19 protein-coding genes are annotated in these 20323 nt (G+C 74.9%); 10 read left to right on the top strand and 9 right to left on the bottom strand.

Annotated features, from left to right (window positions below; genetic code table 11):
- The first annotated feature begins 99 nt into the window (after positions 1-99).
- Complete coding sequence (locus M8316_RS20840; RefSeq protein WP_272495459.1) at positions 100-627, top strand: hypothetical protein; 528 nt, start codon at positions 100-102, stop codon at positions 625-627.
- Here the strand turns inward: M8316_RS20840 and M8316_RS17340 are convergent.
- Positions 578-1171: a TetR/AcrR family transcriptional regulator gene (locus M8316_RS17340; protein WP_250056667.1), complete on the bottom strand. Its 594-nt coding sequence runs from the start codon at positions 1169-1171 to the stop codon at positions 578-580. The two genes, M8316_RS20840 and M8316_RS17340, sit on opposite strands and share 50 nt — an antisense overlap.
- Positions 1172-1242: 71 nt before the next feature.
- On the opposite strand from M8316_RS17340, the gene M8316_RS17335 reads away from it, so the two are divergent.
- A complete protein-coding gene (locus tag M8316_RS17335; protein ID WP_250056665.1) occupies positions 1243-1470 on the top strand; it encodes a hypothetical protein in 228 nt (75 codons plus the stop codon).
- Here the strand turns inward: M8316_RS17335 and M8316_RS17330 are convergent.
- The gene (locus M8316_RS17330; protein WP_308196050.1) at positions 1455-1940 is read right to left on the bottom strand and encodes a response regulator; all 486 of its coding nucleotides are present in this window, start codon (positions 1938-1940) and stop codon (positions 1455-1457) included. The two genes, M8316_RS17335 and M8316_RS17330, sit on opposite strands and share 16 nt — an antisense overlap.
- 124 nt (positions 1941-2064) lie before the next feature.
- On the opposite strand from M8316_RS17330, the gene M8316_RS17325 reads away from it, so the two are divergent.
- Complete coding sequence (locus M8316_RS17325; protein ID WP_250056663.1) at positions 2065-2856, top strand: 2-keto-4-pentenoate hydratase; 792 nt, start codon at positions 2065-2067, stop codon at positions 2854-2856.
- An 18-nt stretch (positions 2857-2874) separates the two neighbouring features.
- On the opposite strand, the gene M8316_RS17320 is transcribed toward M8316_RS17325, so the two are convergent.
- The 6 genes from M8316_RS17320 to M8316_RS21215 form a co-directional block, all read right to left on the bottom strand.
- Complete coding sequence (locus M8316_RS17320; protein WP_250056661.1) at positions 2875-3678, bottom strand: 2-keto-4-pentenoate hydratase; 804 nt, start codon at positions 3676-3678, stop codon at positions 2875-2877.
- Between the two features lie 42 nt (positions 3679-3720).
- Positions 3721-3942 (bottom strand): hypothetical protein, encoded by a 222-nt coding sequence (locus tag M8316_RS17315; protein WP_250056659.1) that lies wholly within the window; start codon positions 3940-3942, stop codon positions 3721-3723.
- Positions 3943-4008: 66 nt separating this feature from the next.
- Positions 4009-4146, bottom strand: coding sequence for a hypothetical protein (locus M8316_RS17310; protein WP_250056693.1), 138 nt, complete (start codon positions 4144-4146; stop codon positions 4009-4011).
- Between the two features lie 46 nt (positions 4147-4192).
- Positions 4193-5518, bottom strand: a complete 1326-nt coding sequence (locus M8316_RS20835) for a flavin monoamine oxidase family protein (protein WP_308196049.1) — start codon at positions 5516-5518, stop codon at positions 4193-4195.
- Positions 5519-5552: 34 nt separating this feature from the next.
- Complete coding sequence (locus tag M8316_RS17300) at positions 5553-6224, bottom strand: DedA family protein (RefSeq protein ID WP_250056657.1); 672 nt, start codon at positions 6222-6224, stop codon at positions 5553-5555.
- A gap of 10 nt (positions 6225-6234) precedes the next feature.
- Positions 6235-8349: a sensor histidine kinase gene (locus tag M8316_RS21215; protein WP_250056655.1), complete on the bottom strand. Its 2115-nt coding sequence runs from the start codon at positions 8347-8349 to the stop codon at positions 6235-6237.
- Between the two features lie 529 nt (positions 8350-8878).
- Between M8316_RS21215 and M8316_RS17290 the strand changes: the two genes are divergently transcribed.
- The 7 genes from M8316_RS17290 (at position 8879) to M8316_RS17260 (ending at position 18421) form a co-directional block, all read left to right on the top strand.
- Positions 8879-10534: an FAD-dependent oxidoreductase gene (locus tag M8316_RS17290; protein ID WP_250056653.1), complete on the top strand. Its 1656-nt coding sequence runs from the start codon at positions 8879-8881 to the stop codon at positions 10532-10534.
- Between the two features lie 262 nt (positions 10535-10796).
- Positions 10797-11978: a Gfo/Idh/MocA family protein gene (locus M8316_RS17285; protein ID WP_250056652.1), complete on the top strand. Its 1182-nt coding sequence runs from the start codon at positions 10797-10799 to the stop codon at positions 11976-11978.
- 238 nt (positions 11979-12216) lie between these two features.
- On the top strand, positions 12217-13806 hold the full coding sequence (locus M8316_RS17280; protein ID WP_250056689.1) for a Re/Si-specific NAD(P)(+) transhydrogenase subunit alpha: 1590 nt from the start codon (positions 12217-12219) through the stop codon (positions 13804-13806).
- The gene (pntB, locus tag M8316_RS17275) at positions 13803-15251 is read left to right on the top strand and encodes a Re/Si-specific NAD(P)(+) transhydrogenase subunit beta (protein WP_250056651.1); all 1449 of its coding nucleotides are present in this window, start codon (positions 13803-13805) and stop codon (positions 15249-15251) included. The genes M8316_RS17280 and pntB overlap by 4 nt, the downstream gene beginning before the upstream one ends.
- Positions 15252-15570: 319 nt before the next feature.
- Entirely contained in the window at positions 15571-16536 is a 966-nt protein-coding gene (locus M8316_RS17270; RefSeq protein ID WP_250056650.1) for a sugar ABC transporter substrate-binding protein, read from the top strand.
- Positions 16536-17600 (top strand): ABC transporter permease, encoded by a 1065-nt coding sequence (locus M8316_RS17265; RefSeq protein WP_250056649.1) that lies wholly within the window; start codon positions 16536-16538, stop codon positions 17598-17600. Before M8316_RS17270 ends, M8316_RS17265 begins: the two co-directional genes overlap by 1 nt.
- The gene (locus M8316_RS17260; protein ID WP_250056648.1) at positions 17597-18421 is read left to right on the top strand and encodes an ATP-binding cassette domain-containing protein; all 825 of its coding nucleotides are present in this window, start codon (positions 17597-17599) and stop codon (positions 18419-18421) included. Before M8316_RS17265 ends, M8316_RS17260 begins: the two co-directional genes overlap by 4 nt.
- Positions 18422-18531: 110 nt before the next feature.
- On the opposite strand, the gene M8316_RS17255 is transcribed toward M8316_RS17260, so the two are convergent.
- The gene (locus M8316_RS17255) at positions 18532-20190 is read right to left on the bottom strand and encodes a methyl-accepting chemotaxis protein (protein WP_250056647.1); all 1659 of its coding nucleotides are present in this window, start codon (positions 20188-20190) and stop codon (positions 18532-18534) included.
- Positions 20191-20323: the final 133 nt, after the last annotated feature.

The following is a 20323-nucleotide window of genomic DNA, read 5'->3' as shown; positions in this document are numbered from 1 at the left end:
GGCGGGTGCCGTGGCGGGCGCCGTGGCGGGCGCCGATCCACAGCCTCCGCGTGCCGTCCTCTCAGCGCGCGTGCCGGACTCCTCCCCACGGTGGAGCCCATGAGCGAACGACACTCCTCCGGCTCGCGCGGCCGGGCGGCCCGGGCCTGCTGCTCCGCCGTGCTCGCCTCGGCCCTGCTGGTCTCGGGCTCGACGTCCGCCCGGGCGGCGCCGGCGACGCCCGGGGACGGCCCGCGGGCCGTGGTCGCTGCCCGGGAGCGGGCACCCGTGCCGGCGCCGCACGTGGCGGTCGCCGAGTCCCTGGTGGTCGCGCCGACCTCGGTGCGCACCGTCGCGGAGCCGCGGCAGGCCGGGACGCGGGCGCGCGCCCTCCGCTCCCGTCGCGGCCGGGGTTCCCTGGCCGAGGGGGTGCGGACGGCAGTCCACCGGACGGTGCTGCGGGTCGAGCACGCCGTCGCCGTGGCGGCGCTGGCCACCGCGCTGGAGCTGCCGGTGCCGGTGCTGCTCGCGGCCGAGCGGGCCCACCACGGCGCGCGGGTCGCGCTCGCCTCGGTGCGGACGACGGCGGCCCGCTGGATCAGCCGAGCGGCTGCGTCGCCGGGCGACCGGTCAGGGCCGCCCACATGAGGTCGGCCGCCGGGTCCAGCGCTCCCTCCGGCACGTCCCGGTGCCACAGCAGGTGCCCGACGTAGGCGCCCAGGAGCAGCGTCACCACCGCGTCGGGGTCGACGTCCGGCCGCACCGTGCCGGCACGGGCGTGGGCCGCCACGAGGTCGCTCAGCGCCTGCGCCCACGGCACCAGCACGGCGCGGACGGCGGCGGTGAAGGCCGGGTCCTCGTCGGCGACGAGCGCCGCCAGCCCACCGGGGCCGAGCACGTCGTGCATCTGCCGGCGGGTCTCGGCCAGGACGGCGAGCAGGCCGGCGCGGACGTCGCCGGTGGGGGTGGGCTCCCAGACCCGGACGGCCCGCCCGAGGGTGGCGGCCAGGAGGTCGCCGCGGTCGCGGTAGCGGCGGTAGAGCGTGGTCTTGGCGACGCCGGAGGTCGCGGCCACCGCCTCCATCGTCACCGCGGACGGGCCACCGCCGCGCAGGAGCGCCAGCGCCGCCTCGTCCACGCGCGCGCGGCGGGCGCGCTGCAACGGGGTCAGGTCGTCGGTGGGGTCCGTCACGTGGCCTCCGGAAGTCGAAACGCAACGCGTAGCGTAGCGAAAAAGACCCTCGAGGAGATCAGGAGATCACCGTGCACGTCGCTCTCTGGGACAGCTGGCTGGTGCTCAGCGCCGCCGTCATCGCCGGCCTGCTCATGTTCGGCGTCGTCCGCTCGTCGAGCCAGGCGCTGCGCGCGAGCGAGGACCACGACGCCTGGCTCCACGCCCGCGAGCTGCACCGCGCGCACGAGCACGAGCTGGACGTGCGCAAGGACGCCCTCGGCCAGGTCGTGACCGCGCGCCGCTACCGGCGCGACTGACCCGCGAGCCGCCGCTGCGTCGCCTCCCCGGCGAGCCGGCCCACCACCCTGAGCAGGTGCGGAGGGTCGAACGGCTTGAGCAGCACCGCGTCCGCGCCGGCGCTCAGCAGGGTGGCGGCCAGGTCGCGGTCGGGGTTGCCCGTGAGCACCGCGACCCCCGGTCGCCGTGGTCCGTGCAGCCGCGCGCACGAGGCGAGCAGCTCGCCCCCGGTGTGCCCCGGCAGCAGGTGGTCGAGCAGCACCACCTCGACGTCGGTGGTCTCGAGGACGGCCTGGGCCTGGAGGCAGTCGGCGGCCTCCAGCGGCGCGAGGCCGCCGTGCTGGAGGAACAGGCAGACCAGCGCTCGCAGGTCGTGGTCGTCCTCGACGACCAGGACGCGTGCGGGGGCGGGCGCCGAGGGTGGCAGGTCGGCGGGTGCTCCGAGGGCGGGTGCTCGGTCGGCGGGGGCAGGCTGGGCGGCACGACTCACGGTGGGGGGGGCTTCCGGGTGTCGAGGGTGTGTGCAGGCCGACCATGATCGACCTGCACCCAGGGAAAGTAAAGGGCGCCCTGCGCTGCCGGGGCTGCTCCCGCGGTCTGGCAGGCTCCAGGACGTGATGGAAGACCGGCAGACCGACGAGGTGGCCCGCGCCCTGCTCGAGGCCGAGGCCTCGCGGCGTCCGGTGCCGCCGCTGACCGAGACCCACCCCGGTCTCGACCTCGACGACGCCTACGCGATCCAGCTGGCCCAGGTGCGCCTGCGGCGTGAGCGCGGCGAGCGGGTGCGTGGGCACAAGGTGGGCCTGACCTCGCTGCCGATGCAGCGGATGCTGGGGGTGGACGAGCCCGACTTCGGCCACCTGTGGGACGGCATGTTCCACCTCGAGCACGCGCCGGTGCCGGCGTCCTCGTGGATCGCGCCCCGCGTGGAGCCCGAGATCGCGTTCGTGCTGGCGCGGCCCCTGGCCGGCCCCGGGGTGACCGTCGCCGACGCCGTCGCGGCGGTGGACGTCGTCCTCCCGGCCCTGGAGGTCGTGGACAGCCGCGTGGAGGACTGGCGGATCGGGCTGCTCGACACCGTCGCCGACAACGCCTCCTCCGCCGGCGTGGTGCTCGGCTCCCGTCCGACCCGGCTGACGGACGTCGACCTGCGCCTCGTCGGGTGCGTGCTGCGCCGGCAGGGGCAGGTGCAGCAGACCGGCACGGGGGCGGCCGTGCTCGGCTCGTCCCTGTCCTCCCTGGTCTGGCTGGCCAACACGGTCGGCCGGTGGGGCACGGTGCTCGAGGCCGGCCACGTGATCCTGCCCGGCTCGGTGACGGCCGCGATCCCCGTCCGCGCCGGGGACACGGTCACCGCCGAGTTCGGCGGGCCGCTGGGCTCGGTGACGGCCCGGTTCGTCGACTGACGAGCGGGGGAGGGATGCTCAGGCCCCGGCCAGGTCGACCCGGCCCAGGGTCGCGAACTCGGCCGTGACCACCGACCCGGGGCGCAGGTGCTCCGCGTCGGTGAGGCCGCCGGTGAGCACGACCTGCCCGGCCTCGATCGCGAGGCCGCGCTCGGCCAGCGCGTTGGCGGCCAGCGCGAGGGCGGCGGCGGGGTGGCCCTGGACGGCGGCCCCGGTGGCGGTCGCGGCCACGGCGCCGTCGACCGACAGGGTGCAGCCCTCGAGGACGAGGTCGAGCTCGTCGGGGGCCACGGAGAACGGGGAGACGACGAAGCGGGAGCTGGAGGCGTTGTCGGCCACGACGTCGGGCAGGGCGAAGGAGAAGTCCCGGTACCGGCTGTCGATGACCTCCAGCCCGGCGTGCACGCGCTCCACCGCGGCCAGGGCCTGCCGGGTGGTCACGCCGGGGCCGGCGAGGCGCTCGCCCATGACGAAGACGATCTCGGGCTCGACGCGCGGGTGCAGCAGCGAGGACACCTCGACGGGCTGCTCCGGCTCCAGCTCCATGGCGTCGGTCAGCCACGCGGTCAGTGGCGCCGTGATGCCCATCCGCTGCTGCTTGGCCACCGAGGTCAGCCCCAGCTTCACCCCGACCAGCCGCTCGCCGGCGCCGACCCGGCGGGCCAGGTAGACGTCCTGGGCCGCGTAGGCGAGGTCCAGGTCGAGGCCGGGCCGCTCGTCGGTGAGGCGGCCTCCCTCGCGCCGCTCGCGCTCACGCGCCAGCAGCTCCTCGGCCACCGAGGCCGCGTCCCAGGGCGTGCGGGTCTCCTGCGTGCTGCTCACGGGTCCACTATCCCCGGTCCCCGGCGCGCCGTGTGGCCGGGCTCAGGCAGCGAGCGCGGGCGCGGGCGCCACGGATGCCGGGTCGAGGCCGGCCCCGAGGTCGGGGACCACCCACAGGCTCGCCCCGGCGTGACGCTCCGGGTGGGCGTCGTCCAGGTCCTCGGCGACGGCGGCCAGGAGGTCGAGGTCGACGAGCCCGGCGGGGGCCTCGTGCGGCTGGAAGGCGGCGGGACGGGCGGGGCGGGCGGCGGTTCCGATGCTCATGGACCGACGTTCCCGCCGTTGCCTGGCAACCGCGTGTGAGCCGGCTGGAGAGGTGCGAAGAGCCGGTCAGCGGCCCCCGCGGGACAGTGCGCCGAGCGCCAGGGCGAGGGCGGCGCCGGAGGGGCGGGCGGCAGTCTCGTCGTCGGTCTCGAGGAGGTTGCGGACGGTGCCCGTCGTGGTGGGGCGAGAAGGGTGGTTGCTCATGTCAACGATGCTTCCCGTCCCGGTTGAGAAGCACCTGAGGAAATCCCTAGACCTCGGCTGCCAGCACCGCGCTCGCGGCCCGGTGCCCGCTGACCAGCGCGCCCTGGAGCGAGGGGGTGTCACGGTGGTCGCCGCACCACCACAGCCCGGGGGCGACGTCGACCGCCCGGGCCGCCGCCAGGGGCGGGCGGTGCGCCGGCAGGGCCTCGGGCACCCGGTCCCGCCCGACCAGCACCAGGCGGGCGGGGTCGACGTCGAGCAGGCGGCCGGCGTGGCGGCGCAGGTCGGCCTCCGGGGCGTCCAGGTCCAGCGAGGAGCCGGCCACCAGGCCGCTGCCCGCCGGGGCGTAGGAGGGCGCCGCGCCCGAGACGAGGGCCGCGTTGACCAGCGGACCCTCCGGTCGCTCCCGGGCGTCGACGTGCAGCAGGTCGGCGCGGGTGGCGGGGACGTCGGGCTCGGGCAGGGCCCACCAGGCCGTGACCACGCCCCGCACCGGTGGCGCAGGCCGGCCGACCAGAGCGGCGGCGGCAGTGGGTCCCCCGGCGACGACCACGTGCCGCGCGCGCACCGGCCCCGCCGGCGTCCGCACCGTGCGGGTGCCGTCCGCGGCCTGCTCCTCCACCCGCTCGGCCGGGGTGCCGAGCGCGACGGGCCGGCGCAGCCCGGCGGCCAGCTGCTCGGGCAGGGCCTGCATGCCGTCGCGGGGCAGGCCGGGCGTGCCGGCCAGGAAGGAGGAGACCAGCAGGCGCACCAGGTGGGCGGAGGTCTCCCCGTCCGGGTCGAGCAGGACGCCGGCGAGGAACTGCTCCAGCACGCGCCGCCACGGCCCGGTGACGCCGGCGGCGTCCAGGCTCGCGGCCAGCGCGGCGTCCGGTCGCTCGTCGAGCCGTGCGCGCAGCGGCTCGCGAGCCTCGGTGAGGGTGCGGGGCAGGGCCGGCGCCCACCAGCGTGCGAGCGCGGCGAGGGGAGGTGCGCCCAGCGCGCCCGCGCGGCCGGGCACGAGGCCAGCGAGCGCGGCTCGTGCCGTGGTGGGCAGCAGGCCGGGGGCGTGCCAGGGGTGGCCGAGCCGCTGCCGGCCGGCGGGGGTCGCGGCGACCACGCCGGCGCCGAACGGCTGGAGCGCCAGGGCCCCGAGGTCGACCCAGCGGCGCACCGCGGGGTAGGCGGGGTTGAGCAGCTGGAAGCCGCGGTCGAGGAGGAACGCGTCCACCCGCGTGGTGCGGACGCGGCCGCCCACCGCGTCCGCCCCCTCGAGCACGACGACGTCGCGGCCGGCGGCCTCCAGCTCGAGGGCGGCACGCAGGCCGGAGAGGCCGGCGCCCACCACCACGACGTCGGTCTCGGCGGGCAGGGGTGTCGCGGGGTTGCTCACGTGCCCATCGTCATGTGCGACGGCGGGCGCCGGGTCACCCGAGGGTCGCGTGGCCGTGGCTCCGGGCCGGCACCGGCTCGAGGGTGACCGGCGCGCGCCAGTGGCCCGTGCGCAGCCGACGGATGAGCAGGTGCGCGGCCACGACGACGAACGAGACCGCCACGAGCGCCACCGTGAGCAGAGCGGTGTTCTCCGCGATCCACGGCACCCCGCCGAGGAAGTAGCCGACGAGCATGATGCCGCCGGCCCAGACGACGGCACCGGCCACGTTCCAGGCCACGAACCGCCGCGGTCGCATGCCCAGGGACCCGGCCACGATGGGCACGAAGGTCCGGGCGACCGGCACGAAGCGGGCGAGCAGCACGGCGTGGTGGCCGTGCCGCTCCAGCAGCAGGCGGGCTCGCTCGACGTGCGCCGTCGTCCAGATGCGCCCGCGAGGCCGGAAGACGTGGGGCCCGGCCCGGCGGCCGAGGGCGAAGCCGACCTGGTCTCCCGCGACCGCGGCCAGCACGGTGACCACGAGCAGCGGCACGAACGGCACCGGCACGACCCCGCTGGCCACGTAGAGACCGCCGGCGAACAGCATCGCCCCGCCGGGCAGGAAGAACGCCGGCGCGATCCCCGTCTCCGCGAAGACGACCCCGACGAGGAGCAGCGCGCCCCACGCCCCCAGGCCCGCCATGAGCGGGACGAAGATCATCGTCATGACGTCGACGCTAGGTCGTGCTCGGGCCTGATCCCAGGGTCCCTCGTACCCGGGTGGTGTCCGCGGCGGGCTCGCGGCGCGGCGCGGGGGCGGGGGAGACCGCCCGGTCGGCGGACGCCGGCAGGTCGAGCACGAACGTGGTGCCCGGGCCTCCGGTGCCCGTGAGGCCGGCGGTGGGGTCGGCCGCCTCGCAGCGGATCGTGCCGCCGTGCCGTTCCACGATGGTGCGGCAGATGGACAGGCCGAGCCCCGAGCCGGCCACCCCGAGGTCGCGGTGGGCGCGCGAGAGGCGGTCGAACACCACGTCCCGCTGGTCCTCGGGCACCCCGAGGCCGTTGTCGGTGACCCGCAGCTGCGCCCGCTCGCCGTCGTGCCCGCCCTCCACGTGCACTCGCGGCACGTGACCGGGCTGCGCGTACTTCACCGCGTTGCCGAGGAGGTTGCCGAAGAGCTGGACCAGCAGCTCGGGGTCGGCCTCCACGTGCGGCAGGTCGCCGAGGGTGAGGACGGCGTCGGGAGCCTGCAGGGCGCGGGCGCGGTGCAGGGGCCCGTCGGGCTCGGCGAGGTCGGTGTCGGTGCGGCGCAGGCGGCCCTCGGTGGCGGTCGCCTGGTCGAGGAGCCCGCTGACCAGCTCGAGCATGCGGTCGAGCGCCTGGCCGGTGCCCTGGAGGGACTCGGCGATGTCGTCGCGGTCCAGCTCGTCGCCGGCGAGCACCTGGTGCTGGGTGAAGCCGATCCAGCTGCGCGCCGCGGCCACCGGGCTGCGGAGGTCGTGGGCGGCGCGGGCGGCGAAGTCGGTGAGCGCCTCGCGGTGGGCACGCTCGTCGGTGACGTCGCGGAACACGACCAGCACGCGGCGTCGTCCGCTCCACGACTCCGAGGCGCGCAGGCTGGCGGCGGTCACCGCGAAGACGACGTCCTGGCGGTGCTCACCCCGGGTGTGGGCCGTGACGTCGGCGGAGACCCGGCCGAGCTCGAGGGCCTCGGCCAGCGGCATCCGCGTGGGCAGGCAGCGGCGGCCGTCGGTGGGCCACGGGACCTCGCCCGCCTCGGCCGGGCAGGTGCCCAGGTCGGTGGTGGCGAGGGTGAGCGTGGCGACCTCGTTGGCGAGGACGAGGGTGCCGTCCTCGTCGTAGACGGCCAGGCCGTCGCTCATCGCGGCCGTGGTGCGCCCGAACAGCTCCAGTCGCTCGGCGCGCTCCTGGTCGCGCTCGCGCAGCTCGTGGAGCAGCCGGGCGCGCTGGGCGCTGAGCACGGCGGTGGTGAGCACGGTGAGCAGGAGCGTCAGGAGGAAGACCTGGAGGCTCAGCACCGTGGCGGCCGGCGTGTTCGTCTTCTCCGCCAGGGCCGAGTGGCCGGTGGCGGTGAGCCCGATCGCCAGGCCGGAGACGCCGAGCACGTGGAGCGCGCTGATCACGGGCGAGTAGCGCGAGGCGATCCAGATCGCCGGCGGCAGGGCGAGGAAGACGAAGGCGTCCTCGTTGATCGCCAGCGCTCCGTAGCTGACGAACGCGGCGCCGATCAGCTGCAGGCGCCCGGTCACGGGGGAGCGGTGCAGAGCCAGCACCTCGCGCGCGACCGAGCGTCCCGCCCGGTGCTCGGACCACAGGAAGACGCCCACGAAGCCCACGGTGCCCAGGCCGACGGCCTGGCGGCCCCACCACGCGAGCAGCTCCAGCGGGGAGAGGTCGATGCCCGACAGCGGCAGTCCGGCCGCGGCGACGGCCGTGCCGGCCAGGGAGCCCGCCACGATGGCCACCACGACGCGTGGGAGGTTCGTCCGGCGGTAGGGGAGCTCGAAGTCGGGGCGCAGGACGACCACGGCGACGACGGCGACCTGCACGATGCCGGCGACCGCGATGAGCAGGGCGGCAGCGAGCCCGAGCCCCGCGAGGGTCACGACGGCCACGGTCAGGAGGCCGCTGGCCACCACCGCGACACGGGCGCAGGTGCGGTTGCGACAGGTGAGCACCCACAGCAGGGCGGCGCCGGCTGCCGGCGAGGTGGCCGCGAGCGTGCCGTTCGCGGGGACGCTGTAGATGCCGGCGAGCACCATGACCGCGTAGAAGGCGGCCATGCCCAGGAACGAGACCAGGTGTCTCGTGGGCTGGTCGCTGCGGGTCACGGCGGTCCTTCCTCGTCGCCCCCCCGGCGGACGCCCAGTCAATCACGACGGACGCCGCGCTGCCCCCGGTTCTCGCCACAGGTTCGTGGAACCTTGCTCGTGGCCGGGCTGGCTGCTGCGGGTCGCGTGCTCGCGGGGTCTGTCGGGTCGGGGGTGAGCGGTCGTCGGGGTGCGCTCGGGCCGACCGGCGCCGGTGCCGAGCAGGAGGGGACGTCTCGCCCCCTGTGGTCACGGATCGGCCGGACGAGGCGTCGTCTGAGCACGAGTGTGCCGGAAATATGGGTGTTGCTCCCATTTCTTCGGTCGAGCGGCGCGGCCGGGCGGGCCCAACGTCCCGCACGTGGCGGGCGAAGGGTGCCACTCGCGCGACGGAAGGCCTGACTGTGCCGGCGCGGGAAGAACCGGGGTGGGGGATGTCTCCATGCTGGTGGCGGGCCGCACGACCCGCAGCAGCGAGCGAGCCGAGGGCTCGCACCACGCCTGTCGAAGTCGGGCTCGTCGAAGTCGGGCTCGTCGAAGGAGAGCACTCGTGAAGATCGTCATCGTCGGGGGAGTCGCCGGAGGCATGTCCACCGCGGCCCGGTTGCGTCGGCTGGACGAGGCGGCGGAGATCGTCGTCCTCGAGCGCAGCGGCCACGTCTCCTTCGCCAACTGCGGCCTGCCCTACCACCTCTCCGGCACCATCGCCGACCGTGACGACCTGCTCCTGCAGACCCCGGAGGGCCTCCGGGCCCGGTTCGACCTCGACGTCCGCGTCCGGCACGAGGTCACCGCGATCGACCGCGAGGCCCGCACAGTGACGATCGTCGACCTGGCGACCGGCCGGGAGTCGGTCGAGACCTGGGACCACCTCGTCCTCTCGCCCGGCGCCGCGCCGTTCGTCCCGGACGTGCCGGGCAAGGAGCGCGGCCACACCCTGCGCAACATCGAGGACCTCGACGGCCTGGTCGCCGCCCTGGACGGGACTCCGGGCGGCCCGGTGCGGTCGGCGGTCGTCGTCGGCGCCGGCTTCATCGGCCTCGAGGCGGCCGAGAACCTGCGCGAGCGCGGCCTCGACGTCACCGTCGTCGAGCTCGCCGACCAGGTCATGGCGCCCCTGGACGCCGAGATGGCGCTGCGGGTCGCCGACGAGCTGACCGCGCACGGGGTCGCCCTGGAGCTCGGCACCAGCCTGAGCGCGGTGGGCGAGCACGCCGTCACCCTCGCCGACGGTCGCCAGGTGGACGCCGACCTCGTGCTGTTCGCCGTCGGCGTCCGCCCCGACACCACGCTCGCGCGGGGCACCGGTCTCGCGATCGGTCCGCGTGGCGGCATCGCCGTCGACGAGCAGCAGCGCACGTCCGACCCCCGGATCTTCGCCCTCGGGGACGTCGCGGAGAAGACCGACGCCGTCGACGGCGGCGCCGCGCTGGTCCCGCTGGCCAACCTCGCCAACCGGCACGGGCGTCGGGTCGCGGACGTCATCGCCGGCCGGCCGGCCCGGTCGGGGGTCACCCAGTCCACCGCCATCGTGAAGGTCTTCGGCCTGACCGCGGCGATGAGCGGCTGGAGCGAGAAGCGGGCGCGAGCGGCGGGGGTGCCGGTCGGCGTGGTCCACACCCACGCGGCCTCGCACGCCGGCTACTACCCGGGTGCGCAGGCGATGGCCCTCAAGGTCGTCTACCGCGAGTCCGACGGCCGCCTCCTCGGCGTCCAGGCGATCGGCCACGAGGGCGTCGACAAGCGGGTCGACGTCATCGCGACCGCGATGCGCGCGGGCATGGCGGTCGAGGCCCTCGCCGACCTCGAGCTCGCCTACGCCCCGCCGTTCGGCTCCGCCAAGGACCCGGTCAACGTGGTCGGCTACGTCGCGGAGAACCGACGGAGCGGCCTGGACGACGCCCTGCAGTGGCACGAGGTCGCCGCTGCCGTGGGGGGCGGTGCCAGCGTGCTCGACGTCCGCACGAGCGAGGAGCACGAGGCCGGTCACCTGCCCGGCGCGCTGCACGTGCCGCTGGACGACCTGCGCTCGCGTCTGGCCGCCCTGCCGGCCGGCGACCTCGTCGTCTACTGCGGGGTCGGGCAGCGCGCCCACGTCGCCGCCCGCCTGCTGCGCCAGCACGGCCGCCGCGTGCGCAACCTCGACGGTGGCTGGCAGACCTGGTCGACCTCCCCGGCCGGCCGCGCCGTCGGCGTCCTCGTCTAGCGGTGCCAAGCCGATAGTGCGCGACGAAAAGCACCGCCTCGAGGCCTCGGGGCAGCCGTTTCGTCGCGCACTAGTGGCGGGGAGCCCAGGGGTCGGTGGGCTGAGGGGTATTTGAAGGGATCGCTGACGGGCGCAGGTCTGGTGAGGGTGGACGCCGCGGGCTAGCGTCACGTGGCACGTGCCAGCGTCGGTCGCGCCCCGCTCCATCGGTGGGACCCCGGGCTGGTGCCTGCCAGTAACACCAGTGACGGGGAGGGACCTCATGAGCGAGACCGACGACCGCGTGCTCGGGATCGGCGTCATCGGCGCCGGCTGGCTGGGCGACGTGCACGCCCGCGCCTGGGCGAGGCTGCGGCACCACTTCCCCGAGGTGCCCGTCGAGCCGCGGTTCGTCGCCGTGGCCGACAGCAACGACGCGGCCCGCGCGACCGCGGTGCGCAAGCACGGCTTCGCGCACTCCTACGCCGACTGGCGCGACCTGGTCGCCGACCCGGCCGTCGACGTCGTCTCGGTGACCGCGCCGAACATGCTGCACCGCGAGCTCGGGGTGGCGGTCGCCGAGGCCGGCAAGCACCTGTGGATCGAGAAGCCGGTCGGGCTCGGCGCCGACGACGCCCGGGCGGTGCGCGACGCGGTCGTCGCCGCCGGCGTCCGCGCCACCGTCGGGTTCAACTACCGGGCGGTGCCGGCGATGGCGCACCTGGCCGACCTCGTCCGCTCGGGCGCCATCGGGCGGCCCACGCACGCGCACGTGCAGATGCTCAGCGACTACGCCGCCCATCCGCTCGGCACCCTCACCTGGCGCTACGCGCTGGACGCCGGCGGCCACGGCGTGCTCGGAGACCTGGCCTCGCACGGCGTCGACCTCGTCCGCTTCGCGCTCGGCGACGTCGACCGCGTCGTGGCCGAGACCTCGATCGTGATCGACCAGCGGCCGGTGCTCGACCCGGGTGCCGCCACCTACGGCCACGGCCTGGGCTCCCCGGACGCCGCCAAGGGCCCGGTCGAGAACGAGGACGTGCTCACCGCCCTGATGAGGGTCGGCGACGTGCGCGTGACGCTCGAGGCCAGCCGCGTCGCGGTGGGGGAGCAGAACCGGTACGCCATCGAGGTGCACGGCACCCAGGGGCTGGTGGCGTGGGACTTCCGCCGCCCCGGCGAGCTGCGGCTCTCGACCGGCGACGCGTTCGTCGACCAGCCCTCCGCCCAGCTCGTCGCCGGGCCGTTCGCGGGTGGCTTCGCCCGCATCCAGCCGGTCTCGGGCATGGCGACCGGCTACGACGACACCAAGGTGCTGGAGTGCGCGGGGCTGGCGCAGATGATCCTCGAGGGTGGGGAGCAGCAGGGCCCCGGGCTGGACGACGCGCTGGCCGCCGCGGAGGTGCTCGACGCCATGGTCACCTCGGCCGACAAGGGCGCGTGGGTCGAGCCGGTCCGGTCCTGACGGTCGACCGAGCGGGCACCGTTGCCCGCTCGGGCACGATTCTCGACCGCTCCAGGCGGACCTCGTTGTCCGAAAGGCGGGCGTCCGCGAGCGACGCGAGTCACAACCCTGTCAGGATGCGCCTCCACGGGGAGGACTCCCCGAGGCAGGCACGAGCAGGGGAGGTCGAGCCGTGACGGAGCAGGACGTGCTGGAGCCAGGAACGCCGCAGGCCGGTGGGAGCACCGAGGAGGTGGCCGTGGGCCGGCTCATCGGTGTGGTGCGCGAGCGGGAGGGCGAGCCGCGCGTGGCAGCCACCCCCGACTCGGTGCGGGCGCTGGTCAGGCTCGGCTACCGCGTCGTGGTCGAGGCGGCCGCCGGCACGCGTGCCGGGTTCGCCGACGCCGCGTACCGCGAGGCCGGCGCCGAGGTCGGTGACCCCCTGGCCGCCGACGTGGTGCTCTCCCTCGGTGCCCCGGAGGCCGTCCGTGCCGACGGGCTGCGTGGGGGGCAGACCTGGATCGGGCTGCTCGCCCCCGCCCTCTCGCCCGACCTGCTGACGGACCTCGCGGGCCGCGGGGTCACGGCCCTGTCGATGGACGCGGTGCCGCGCATCTCGCGCGCGCAGTCGATGGACGTCCTCTCCTCGATGGCCAACATCGCCGGCTACCGGGCCGTGATCGAGGCCGCGCACGAGTTCGGCCGGTTCTTCACCGGCCAGGTCACCGCCGCGGGCAAGGTGCCGCCGGCCCAGGTGCTCGTCGCGGGCGCCGGTGTCGCCGGCCTCGCCGCGATCGGCGCCGCCGGCTCGCTCGGCGCCGTCGTCCGTGCCACCGATCCCCGCCCCGAGGTGGCCGACCAGGTCGCCTCCCTGGGTGGGGAGTACCTGGCCGTGCCCGACGAGGCGGCGCAGGTCTCCTCCGACGGCTACGCCAAGGAGATGTCGGACGACTACAACGCCCGCGCCGCCGCGCTGTACGCCGACACGTTGCCCGGCGTCGACGTCGTCGTCACCACCGCGCTGATCCCCGGGCGCCCCGCGCCCCGGCTGATCACGGCCGAGATGCTCGCGACGATGGCCCCTGGGTCGGTCGTCGTCGACATGGCCGCCGGCACCGCGACCGACGGCGGCGGCAACGTCGAGGGCTCGCGCCCCGGCGAGCGGGTCGTGACCGAGAACGGCGTCGTGCTGCTCGGCTACACCGACCTGCCGGCGCGACTGCCGCAGCAGGCCAGCCGGCTCTACGCCACCAACCTGGTGAACCTGCTGACGCTGCTCACGCCCGGCAAGGACGGGGTGCTGGCGCTCGACCACGAGGACGTGGTGCAGCGCGCGGTCACCGTCACCCAGGACGGTGCGGTCACCTGGCCGCCGCCGCCCGTGCAGGTCTCGGCGGCACCCGCGGCCGCGCCGGCCGCCCCGGCACCGGTCGAGCCCGCCCCGGAGAAGAAGCCGGCAGACCCGCGACGTCGGGTCGCCGGCATCGGCCTCGCCGGGCTCGCGCTGCTGCTCGTGCTGGCCGCCGCGCCGGCGGCCCTGCTGCCGCACCTCACGGTCTTCGCGCTGGCGGTGGTCGTGGGCTTCTACGTGATCGGGCACGTGCACCACGCGCTGCACACCCCGCTCATGAGCGTCACCAACGCGATCAGCGGGATCATCGTCGTGGGCGCGCTGCTCCAGGTGGGGCACCCCGGCGACAGCACCCCGGGCCTGGTGGGCGCGGTCGCTCTCGTCGCCGTCCTGCTCGCCTCGATCAACGTGTTCGGCGGCTTCGCGGTGACCCGGCGCATGCTCGCCATGTTCACCCGCTCGGACGCTCTCGCCTCGCAGAAGGGGAGCCACCGATGACGCTCACCTCGCTCGCCCTGGCCGCCTACGTGGTGGCCGCCCTGCTCTTCGTGCTGGCGCTCTCGGGCCTGTCCAAGCACGAGACCGCGCGTCGCGGCAACGGCTTCGGCATGGCCGGCATGGCGCTGGCGCTCGTGGCCACCCTCGCCCTCGCGATCAACCCCGAGAGCGACGGCCTGGCCACGCGACCCGGCTGGCTGGTCGGCGTCCTCGTGGCCGTGGCCGTCGGCGGCGCCATCGGCGTCTGGCGCGCCCGCGTCGTGGAGATGACCGGCATGCCGGAGCTCATCGCGCTGCTGCACTCCTTCGTGGGTCTGGCCGCCGTCGCCGTCGGCTGGAACGGCTACCTGCTGGTCGAGGCCGACCCCGAGGGCGCCGAGGCGCGCCTGCTCGAGGCCGAGGGCCTGCTCGGCATCCACCACGCCGAGGTGGTGATCGGCGTCTTCATCGGCGCGGTCACCTTCACCGGCTCGATCGTGGCGTTCCTCAAGCTCTCGGCGCGGATCAAGTCCTCCCCGCTGGTGCTGCCCGGCAAGCACGTGCTCAACGCGACCGCGCTGGCCGTGCTCGTCGCCTGCACGGTCTGGTTCACCGTCGCGCCCGCGCTGGCGCCGCTGGTGATCGCCACCGTCGTGGCGCTCGCGCTCGGCTGGCACCTGGTCGCCTCCATCGGCGGCGGCGACATGCCGGTGGTCGTCTCGATGCTGAACAGCTACTCCGGCTGGGCCGCGGCCGCCTCCGGCTTCCTGCTGGAGAACGACCTGCTCATCGTCACCGGCGCGCTGGTCGGCTCCTCGGGTGCCTACCTGTCCTACCTGATGTGCACCGCGATGAACCGCTCGTTCGTCTCGGTCATCCTCGGTGGCTTCGGGGCCGTGGCCTCCACCAGCGCCGCGGTCGAGGGGGAGCACACCGAGGTCTCGGCCTCGGACGTGGCCGAGATGCTCAGCGAGGCCTCCAGCGTGGTCATCACGCCGGGCTACGGCATGGCCGTGGCACAGGCCCAGTACCCGGTGGCCGAGCTGACCCGGGCGCTGCGCGAGCGCGGCGTCGACGTCCGCTTCGGCATCCACCCGGTCGCGGGGCGGCTGCCGGGGCACATGAACGTGCTGCTCGCCGAGGCCAAGGTGCCCTACGACGTCGTGCTCGAGATGGACGAGGTCAACGACGACCTCGCCTCCACCGACGTGGTGCTGGTCATCGGCGCGAACGACACCGTCAACCCCGCCGCCGCGGAGGACCCGGGCTCGCCCATCGCCGGCATGCCCGTCCTGCGGGTCTGGGAGGCCGGCCGGGTGATCGTCTTCAAGCGGTCGATGGCCGTCGGCTACGCCGGCGTCCAGAACCCGCTGTTCTTCCGGGAGAACGCCGACATGCTCTTCGGCGACGCCAAGGAGCGGGTCTCCGACATCCTCGCCGCGCTGCCGGCCCCGGCCTCGCGCTGACCCCTCACCGCCGAGTCGGCAGCAACCTGCTGCCGACTCGGCGGTGAGTCGGCAGCACCTTTCAGGACGGGCACGTCCGAGCGACACGTGTCATGGGCGCCCGCACGCGTGGCACGTGCTTCCGTGCGACACGTCTCACCTGCGAGGACGCCGGCGGGGCGACCCGAGTCGCCCGCCGGCGTCCGGCCGTGGAAGATGAGGCCCGGCGACCCCCCTCTGCCGACGTCCGCGACCACGCGGGCCAGGCCTCCGGCGCGTGGTCGCGACAGGCACACGGCCCGTGCCGACGCGCGCGGGCACCGGACGAGGAGCAGCACCGATGAACGTTCGCACGAGGGCAGCCGCGGCCCTGGCCACCCTGGCCCTGGTCCCCGCGCTCGCAGCCTGCAACAGCCAGCCCGTCGGCTCGGCCACCGCCGACGACGACCTGACGATCGCCGTCATCACCCACGGGGACGGCGGGTCGTTCTGGTCGGTCGTGAAGACCGGCGCGGAGGCCGCGGCCTCGGCCGAGGGCGTGACCCTGAACTACCAGGAGTCCGACGACGACCCGGAGCAGCAGGCGCAGCTCATCGAGGCGGCCGTGACGGCCGGGGTCGACGGCATCGCCGTCTCCGCCCCGAACCCGGACGCGATCCGCTCGGCGGTCGCCGACGCGGTGGACGCCGGCATCCCGGTCATCACCCTCAACTCCGGCTCGGGCGCCTTCGACGAGCTGGGCGCGATCACCCACGTCGGCCAGGACGAGAAGATCGCCGGCGAGGGCGCCGGCGAGCAGCTCGCCGAGGCCGGCGCCACCAAGGTGCTGTGCGTGATCCACGAGCAGAGCAACACCGGCCTGCAGGACCGCTGCGACGGCGCCGCCGAGGGCTTCACCGGCGAGGTCGAGGACTTCCAGGTCGCCGGCAAGTCCGACCCCACGCAGACCTCCGCGCAGATCGCCGCCAAGCTCCAGGCGGACGGTGACGTGGACGCCGTCCTCGCGCTCGACCCCGACATCGCGGTCGCCGCCCTCGAGGCCCGTGACACCGCCGGCTCGGACGCGCTGCTGGCCACCTTCGACCTCTCCTCCGACGTGGTCACCGCGATCGAGGACGGCGACATCCTGTTCGCCGTCGACCAGCAGCAGTACCTGCAGGGCTACCTGCCGGTCGTCGCGCTGGCCCTCTACGACCGCAACCTCAACACCATCGGCGGCGGCCAGCCGATCCTCACCGGCCCCGGCTTCGTGACGCAGGACAACGCCGCCGAGGTCGCCGACCTGGCCGACGAGGGCACGCGCTGATGAGCGCCGCCCCTGGCGCGCCGACGGCACCGGAGCCCGCCGTCGACGAACGCGTCGCCTCGCGCGGCGTGCTCGACCGCCTCGCCCGTCGCCCCGAGCTCGGGGCGCTGCTGGGCGCCCTGGCCGTCCTCGTGCTGTTCACGGCGGTCGACACGACCGGGTCGTTCCTGTCGCTGTCCGGCGTGGCCCGCTGGACTGACTCGGCCGCCAGCATCGGCATCGTCGCGGTGTTCGTCGCGCTGCTCATGATCGGCGGCGAGTTCGACCTCTCCGCGGGCGTCATGGTCGGCTCCACCGGCCTGGTGATGGGCATGCTCGTCACCCAGGTCAACCTCTCGATCTGGCCGGCCATCGTCCTGACGTTCGTGTTCGCGGCGGGCGTCGGGGCGCTCAACGGGTGGCTCGTGGTCACCACGCGGCTGCCCTCGTTCATCGTCACGCTGGCGATGTTCTTCTCCCTCCAGGGCATCAACCTGGGCCTCACCAAGCTCGTGACCGGCACCGTGCGCGTCTCCGGCCTGGGACAGGCGACCGGGTTCGACTCGGCCTCGGCCGTCTTCGCCGGCACGTTCGGCGGCGGCTACCAGTTCCGCATGTCGCTGGTCTGGTGGCTGCTGTTCACGGTGCTCGCCACGTGGGTCCTCACCCGGGTCCGGTTCGGGTCGTGGGTGCAGGCCGTGGGCGGTGACCAGGTGGCCGCCCGCAACGTCGGCGTGCCCGTCACCTCCACCAAGATCACCCTCTTCATGGGCACCTCGATGGCCGCGGCCTTCGTGGGCGTCACCACGGCGCTGCGGCTGGAGTCCGTGCAGGCCGGCCAGGGCGTCGGCGAGGAGTTCACCTTCATCATCGCCGCGGTGGTCGGCGGCTGCCTGCTGACCGGCGGCTTCGGGTCGGCGGTCGGCGCCTCGATCGGCGCCTCGATCATCGGGATGGCCTTCATCGGCATCGCCTACGCCGGCTGGAACACCGACTGGAGCTTCCTGTTCCTCGGCCTCATCCTGTTCCTCGCCGTCATGGTCAACACCCTCATCTCCCGCCGGGTGGCAGGGGGGACGAAGTGAGCGCCACCGAGTCCGGCGCGCCCGAGCCCACCACGCCCGAGCCCGCCGCCGTCGAGCTGGACGGGGTCGGCCGCACGTTCGGCAACGTGATCGCCCTGCGCGACGTCTCGCTGCGCGTGCGCGCCGGCGAGGTCACCTGCGTCCTCGGCGACAACGGGGCCGGCAAGTCGACGCTGATCAAGACGCTGGCCGGCGTCCACCAGCCCACCTCCGGCACGTACCGGGTGGCGGGGGAGGCGGTCGACTTCTCCTCGCCGCGCGACGCGCTGGCCGCCGGCATCGCGACGGTCTACCAGGACCTGGCGACCGTGCCGCTGATGTCGGTGTGGCGCAACTTCTTCCTCGGCTCCGAGCCGCGCAAGGGCTGGGGCCCGTGGCGCCGCATCGACGTGGCCCGGGCCAAGGAGGTCGCCCGCACCGAGCTGGCCGCGATGGGCATCGACGTGCGCGACGTCGACCAGCCCGTGGGCACCCTCTCGGGCGGCGAGCGGCAGGCCGTCGCCATCGCGCGCGCGGTCTACTTCGGCGCCAAGGTGCTCATCCTCGACGAGCCGACCTCGGCGCTCGGCGTGAAGCAGTCCGGCGTGGTGCTGAAGTACGTCGCGCAGGCCCGCGAGCGGGGCATCGCGGTCGTGCTGATCACCCACAACCCGCACCACGCGTTCCTGGTCGGGGACCACTTCTTCCTGCTCAACCGCGGGCGGATGACCCAGGACTGGACGCGGGAGCAGGTCACCCTCGACGAGCTGGTCGCGGCCATGGCCGGCGGTGCCGAGCTCGACACGCTCGCGCACGAGCTGGAGGGCATCCGCCGGCCCTGACCCGATCCCTACCCCGGGCCGGGGCCGCGGCAGGGCCGCACCCACCACGACCGCCGGGTCGACCCGAACCTCGGGCCGACCCGGCGGTCGTGTGCGTGCGGGAGCGAGCGTCAGACGCGGAAGCTGCTGACGGCGCTGCGCAGGTCGGTGGCCATCCGCGCGACCTCGTTGACGGCGGCCTGGCTCTGGCTCAGCGCCTCCGTGGTGGAGCCGGCGGCGGCCGAGACGCCCTGGATGTTGTCGGCGATCTGGCTCGAGCCGACCGAGGCCTCGGAGACGTTGCGCATCATCTCGTTGGTGGTGGCCGACTGCTGCTCGACGGCCGAGGCGATCGTCATCTGGTACTCGTTGATCGAGCCGATGATCTGGGAGATCTCGCCGATCGCGGAGACGGCGCCGTCGGTGTCGCCCTGGATGGCCTGGACGCGGCCGACGATGTCCTCGGTGGCCCGTGCGGTCTCCTGGGCCAGCTCCTTGACCTCGCTGGCGACCACGGCGAAGCCCTTGCCGGCGGCGCCGGCGCGCGCGGCCTCGATGGTGGCGTTGAGCGCGAGCAGGTTGGTCTGCTCGGCGATGGAGGAGATGGTCTTGATGACCTCGCCGATCTCCTGGCTGGAGACGCCGAGCTTGGCGATGGTGGCGTTGGTGCTCTCGACCATCTCGACGGCCCGGGCGGCGACCCGGGCGGCGTCGGTGGCCGAGGAGGCGATCTCCTTGATGGAGGCGCCCATCTCCTCGGCGCCGGCCGAGACGGTGGAGACGTTGCGGGAGATGTCGTCGGCGGCCTGGCTCACCACGTTGGCCTGCACCGAGGTCTCCTCGGCGCCCGCCGCGATCTGGGTGGACGAGGCGGAGAGCTCCTCGGAGGAGACGGCCAGGGCCCCCGACGACTCCGAGACGGTCTGCATGAGGCCCCGCAGGCGGCGGCTGGCGTCGTCCAGCGCGGCGGACATGGAGCCGATCTCGTCGCGGCTGCTCAGGTCCGAGGTGGTGGTGAGGTCGCCGGCGGCCAGCGCGTCGGCCACGGTGCGGACGGCGGCGACGTCGGCGAGCACGCGCCGCAGCACCACGACGGTGAGGGCGAGCGCGATCGCGACGCCGGCGACCAGCGAGATGATGGTGACCCAGCGCATCCTGGCCGCGGTGGCGGCGGCCTCGTCCGCGGCGGTCTCCGCGTCGACCGCGACGATCGAGGTCAGCTCCTGGAGCAGGTTGCGGGCCTCGGCGAAGTGCGGGTTCTTGGACGTGTCGGCCGCGGCGACCCAGGCGTCGTACTGGTTGTCCAGCGCCAGCGGGGCCAGCACCTCCTCGTTGTACTCCATGCCCAGGGCGAGGGAGTCGGCGGCGGCGCTCAGCTGGTCGTCGACCTGGCTGCCCAGCCCGAGGGCCTGCAGGGAGGCGGCGGCCTCGCCGAAGGCGGCGTAGCGGGTGTCGATCTCGTCCAGGGACGCCTGGGTGCGCTCACGGTCGGGCTGGAGGGCGGAGTCGCGCAGCGCGATCGCGATCTCCTCGACGTCGGTGATCGCCTTGGCGGTGTAGATGCCGGCCTGGACGTTCTCCTCGTACATCACCTGGGTGGTGGCCGCGGCGGCGCCGAGGTTCACGATGCCGAGCACGCCGACGGCGACGGCGACGACCGCCAGGGCGCCGACGGCGCTGAGCAGCTTGGTGCGCAGCCCCAGGTCGGCGAGGCGGAGCCCCGTGCGCGGACGGTCCGCGACGGTGGCGGGGGCGTCGAGGGTGGTGGGGGAGACGGACCAGGTGGCCATGAGCACCTCGGGTGACGAGCGCGGCAGCGCGGGCGGACGGTGGGACGGTGAGCAGGAGGTGGCTGCCGACGGGCTGCCGAGGTCTTCTTCGGCCCGGCGGGGCCCAGGCTGAGCAGGACGGGGGAGCCGGAGG

The organism is Nocardioides bruguierae, from assembly GCF_023554635.1.
In the GTDB taxonomy this organism is placed as follows: Bacteria; Actinomycetota; Actinomycetes; order Propionibacteriales; family Nocardioidaceae; genus Nocardioides; species Nocardioides bruguierae.
Note: the sequence above shows the minus strand (reverse complement) of the source record. Positions and strands in the feature narration are given on the sequence as shown.

Excerpts from the sequence above, each read along its gene's own strand:
- M8316_RS20840 (WP_272495459.1), top strand. The coding sequence starts at position 100 with ATGAGCGAACGACACTCCTCCGGCTCGCGCGGCCGGGCGGCCCGGGCC.
- M8316_RS17255 (WP_250056647.1), bottom strand. The coding sequence starts at position 20,190 with ATGGCCACCTGGTCCGTCTCCCCCACCACCCTCGACGCCCCCGCCACC.
- M8316_RS17300 (WP_250056657.1), bottom strand. The coding sequence starts at position 6,224 with ATGACGATGATCTTCGTCCCGCTCATGGCGGGCCTGGGGGCGTGGGGC.
- pntB (WP_250056651.1), top strand. The coding sequence starts at position 13,803 with ATGACGCTCACCTCGCTCGCCCTGGCCGCCTACGTGGTGGCCGCCCTG.
- M8316_RS17285 (WP_250056652.1), top strand. The coding sequence starts at position 10,797 with ATGAGCGAGACCGACGACCGCGTGCTCGGGATCGGCGTCATCGGCGCC.
- M8316_RS17315 (WP_250056659.1), bottom strand. The coding sequence starts at position 3,942 with ATGAGCATCGGAACCGCCGCCCGCCCCGCCCGTCCCGCCGCCTTCCAG.
- M8316_RS17310 (WP_250056693.1), bottom strand. The coding sequence starts at position 4,146 with ATGAGCAACCACCCTTCTCGCCCCACCACGACGGGCACCGTCCGCAAC.
- M8316_RS17270 (WP_250056650.1), top strand. The coding sequence starts at position 15,571 with ATGAACGTTCGCACGAGGGCAGCCGCGGCCCTGGCCACCCTGGCCCTG.
- M8316_RS17265 (WP_250056649.1), top strand. The coding sequence starts at position 16,536 with ATGAGCGCCGCCCCTGGCGCGCCGACGGCACCGGAGCCCGCCGTCGAC.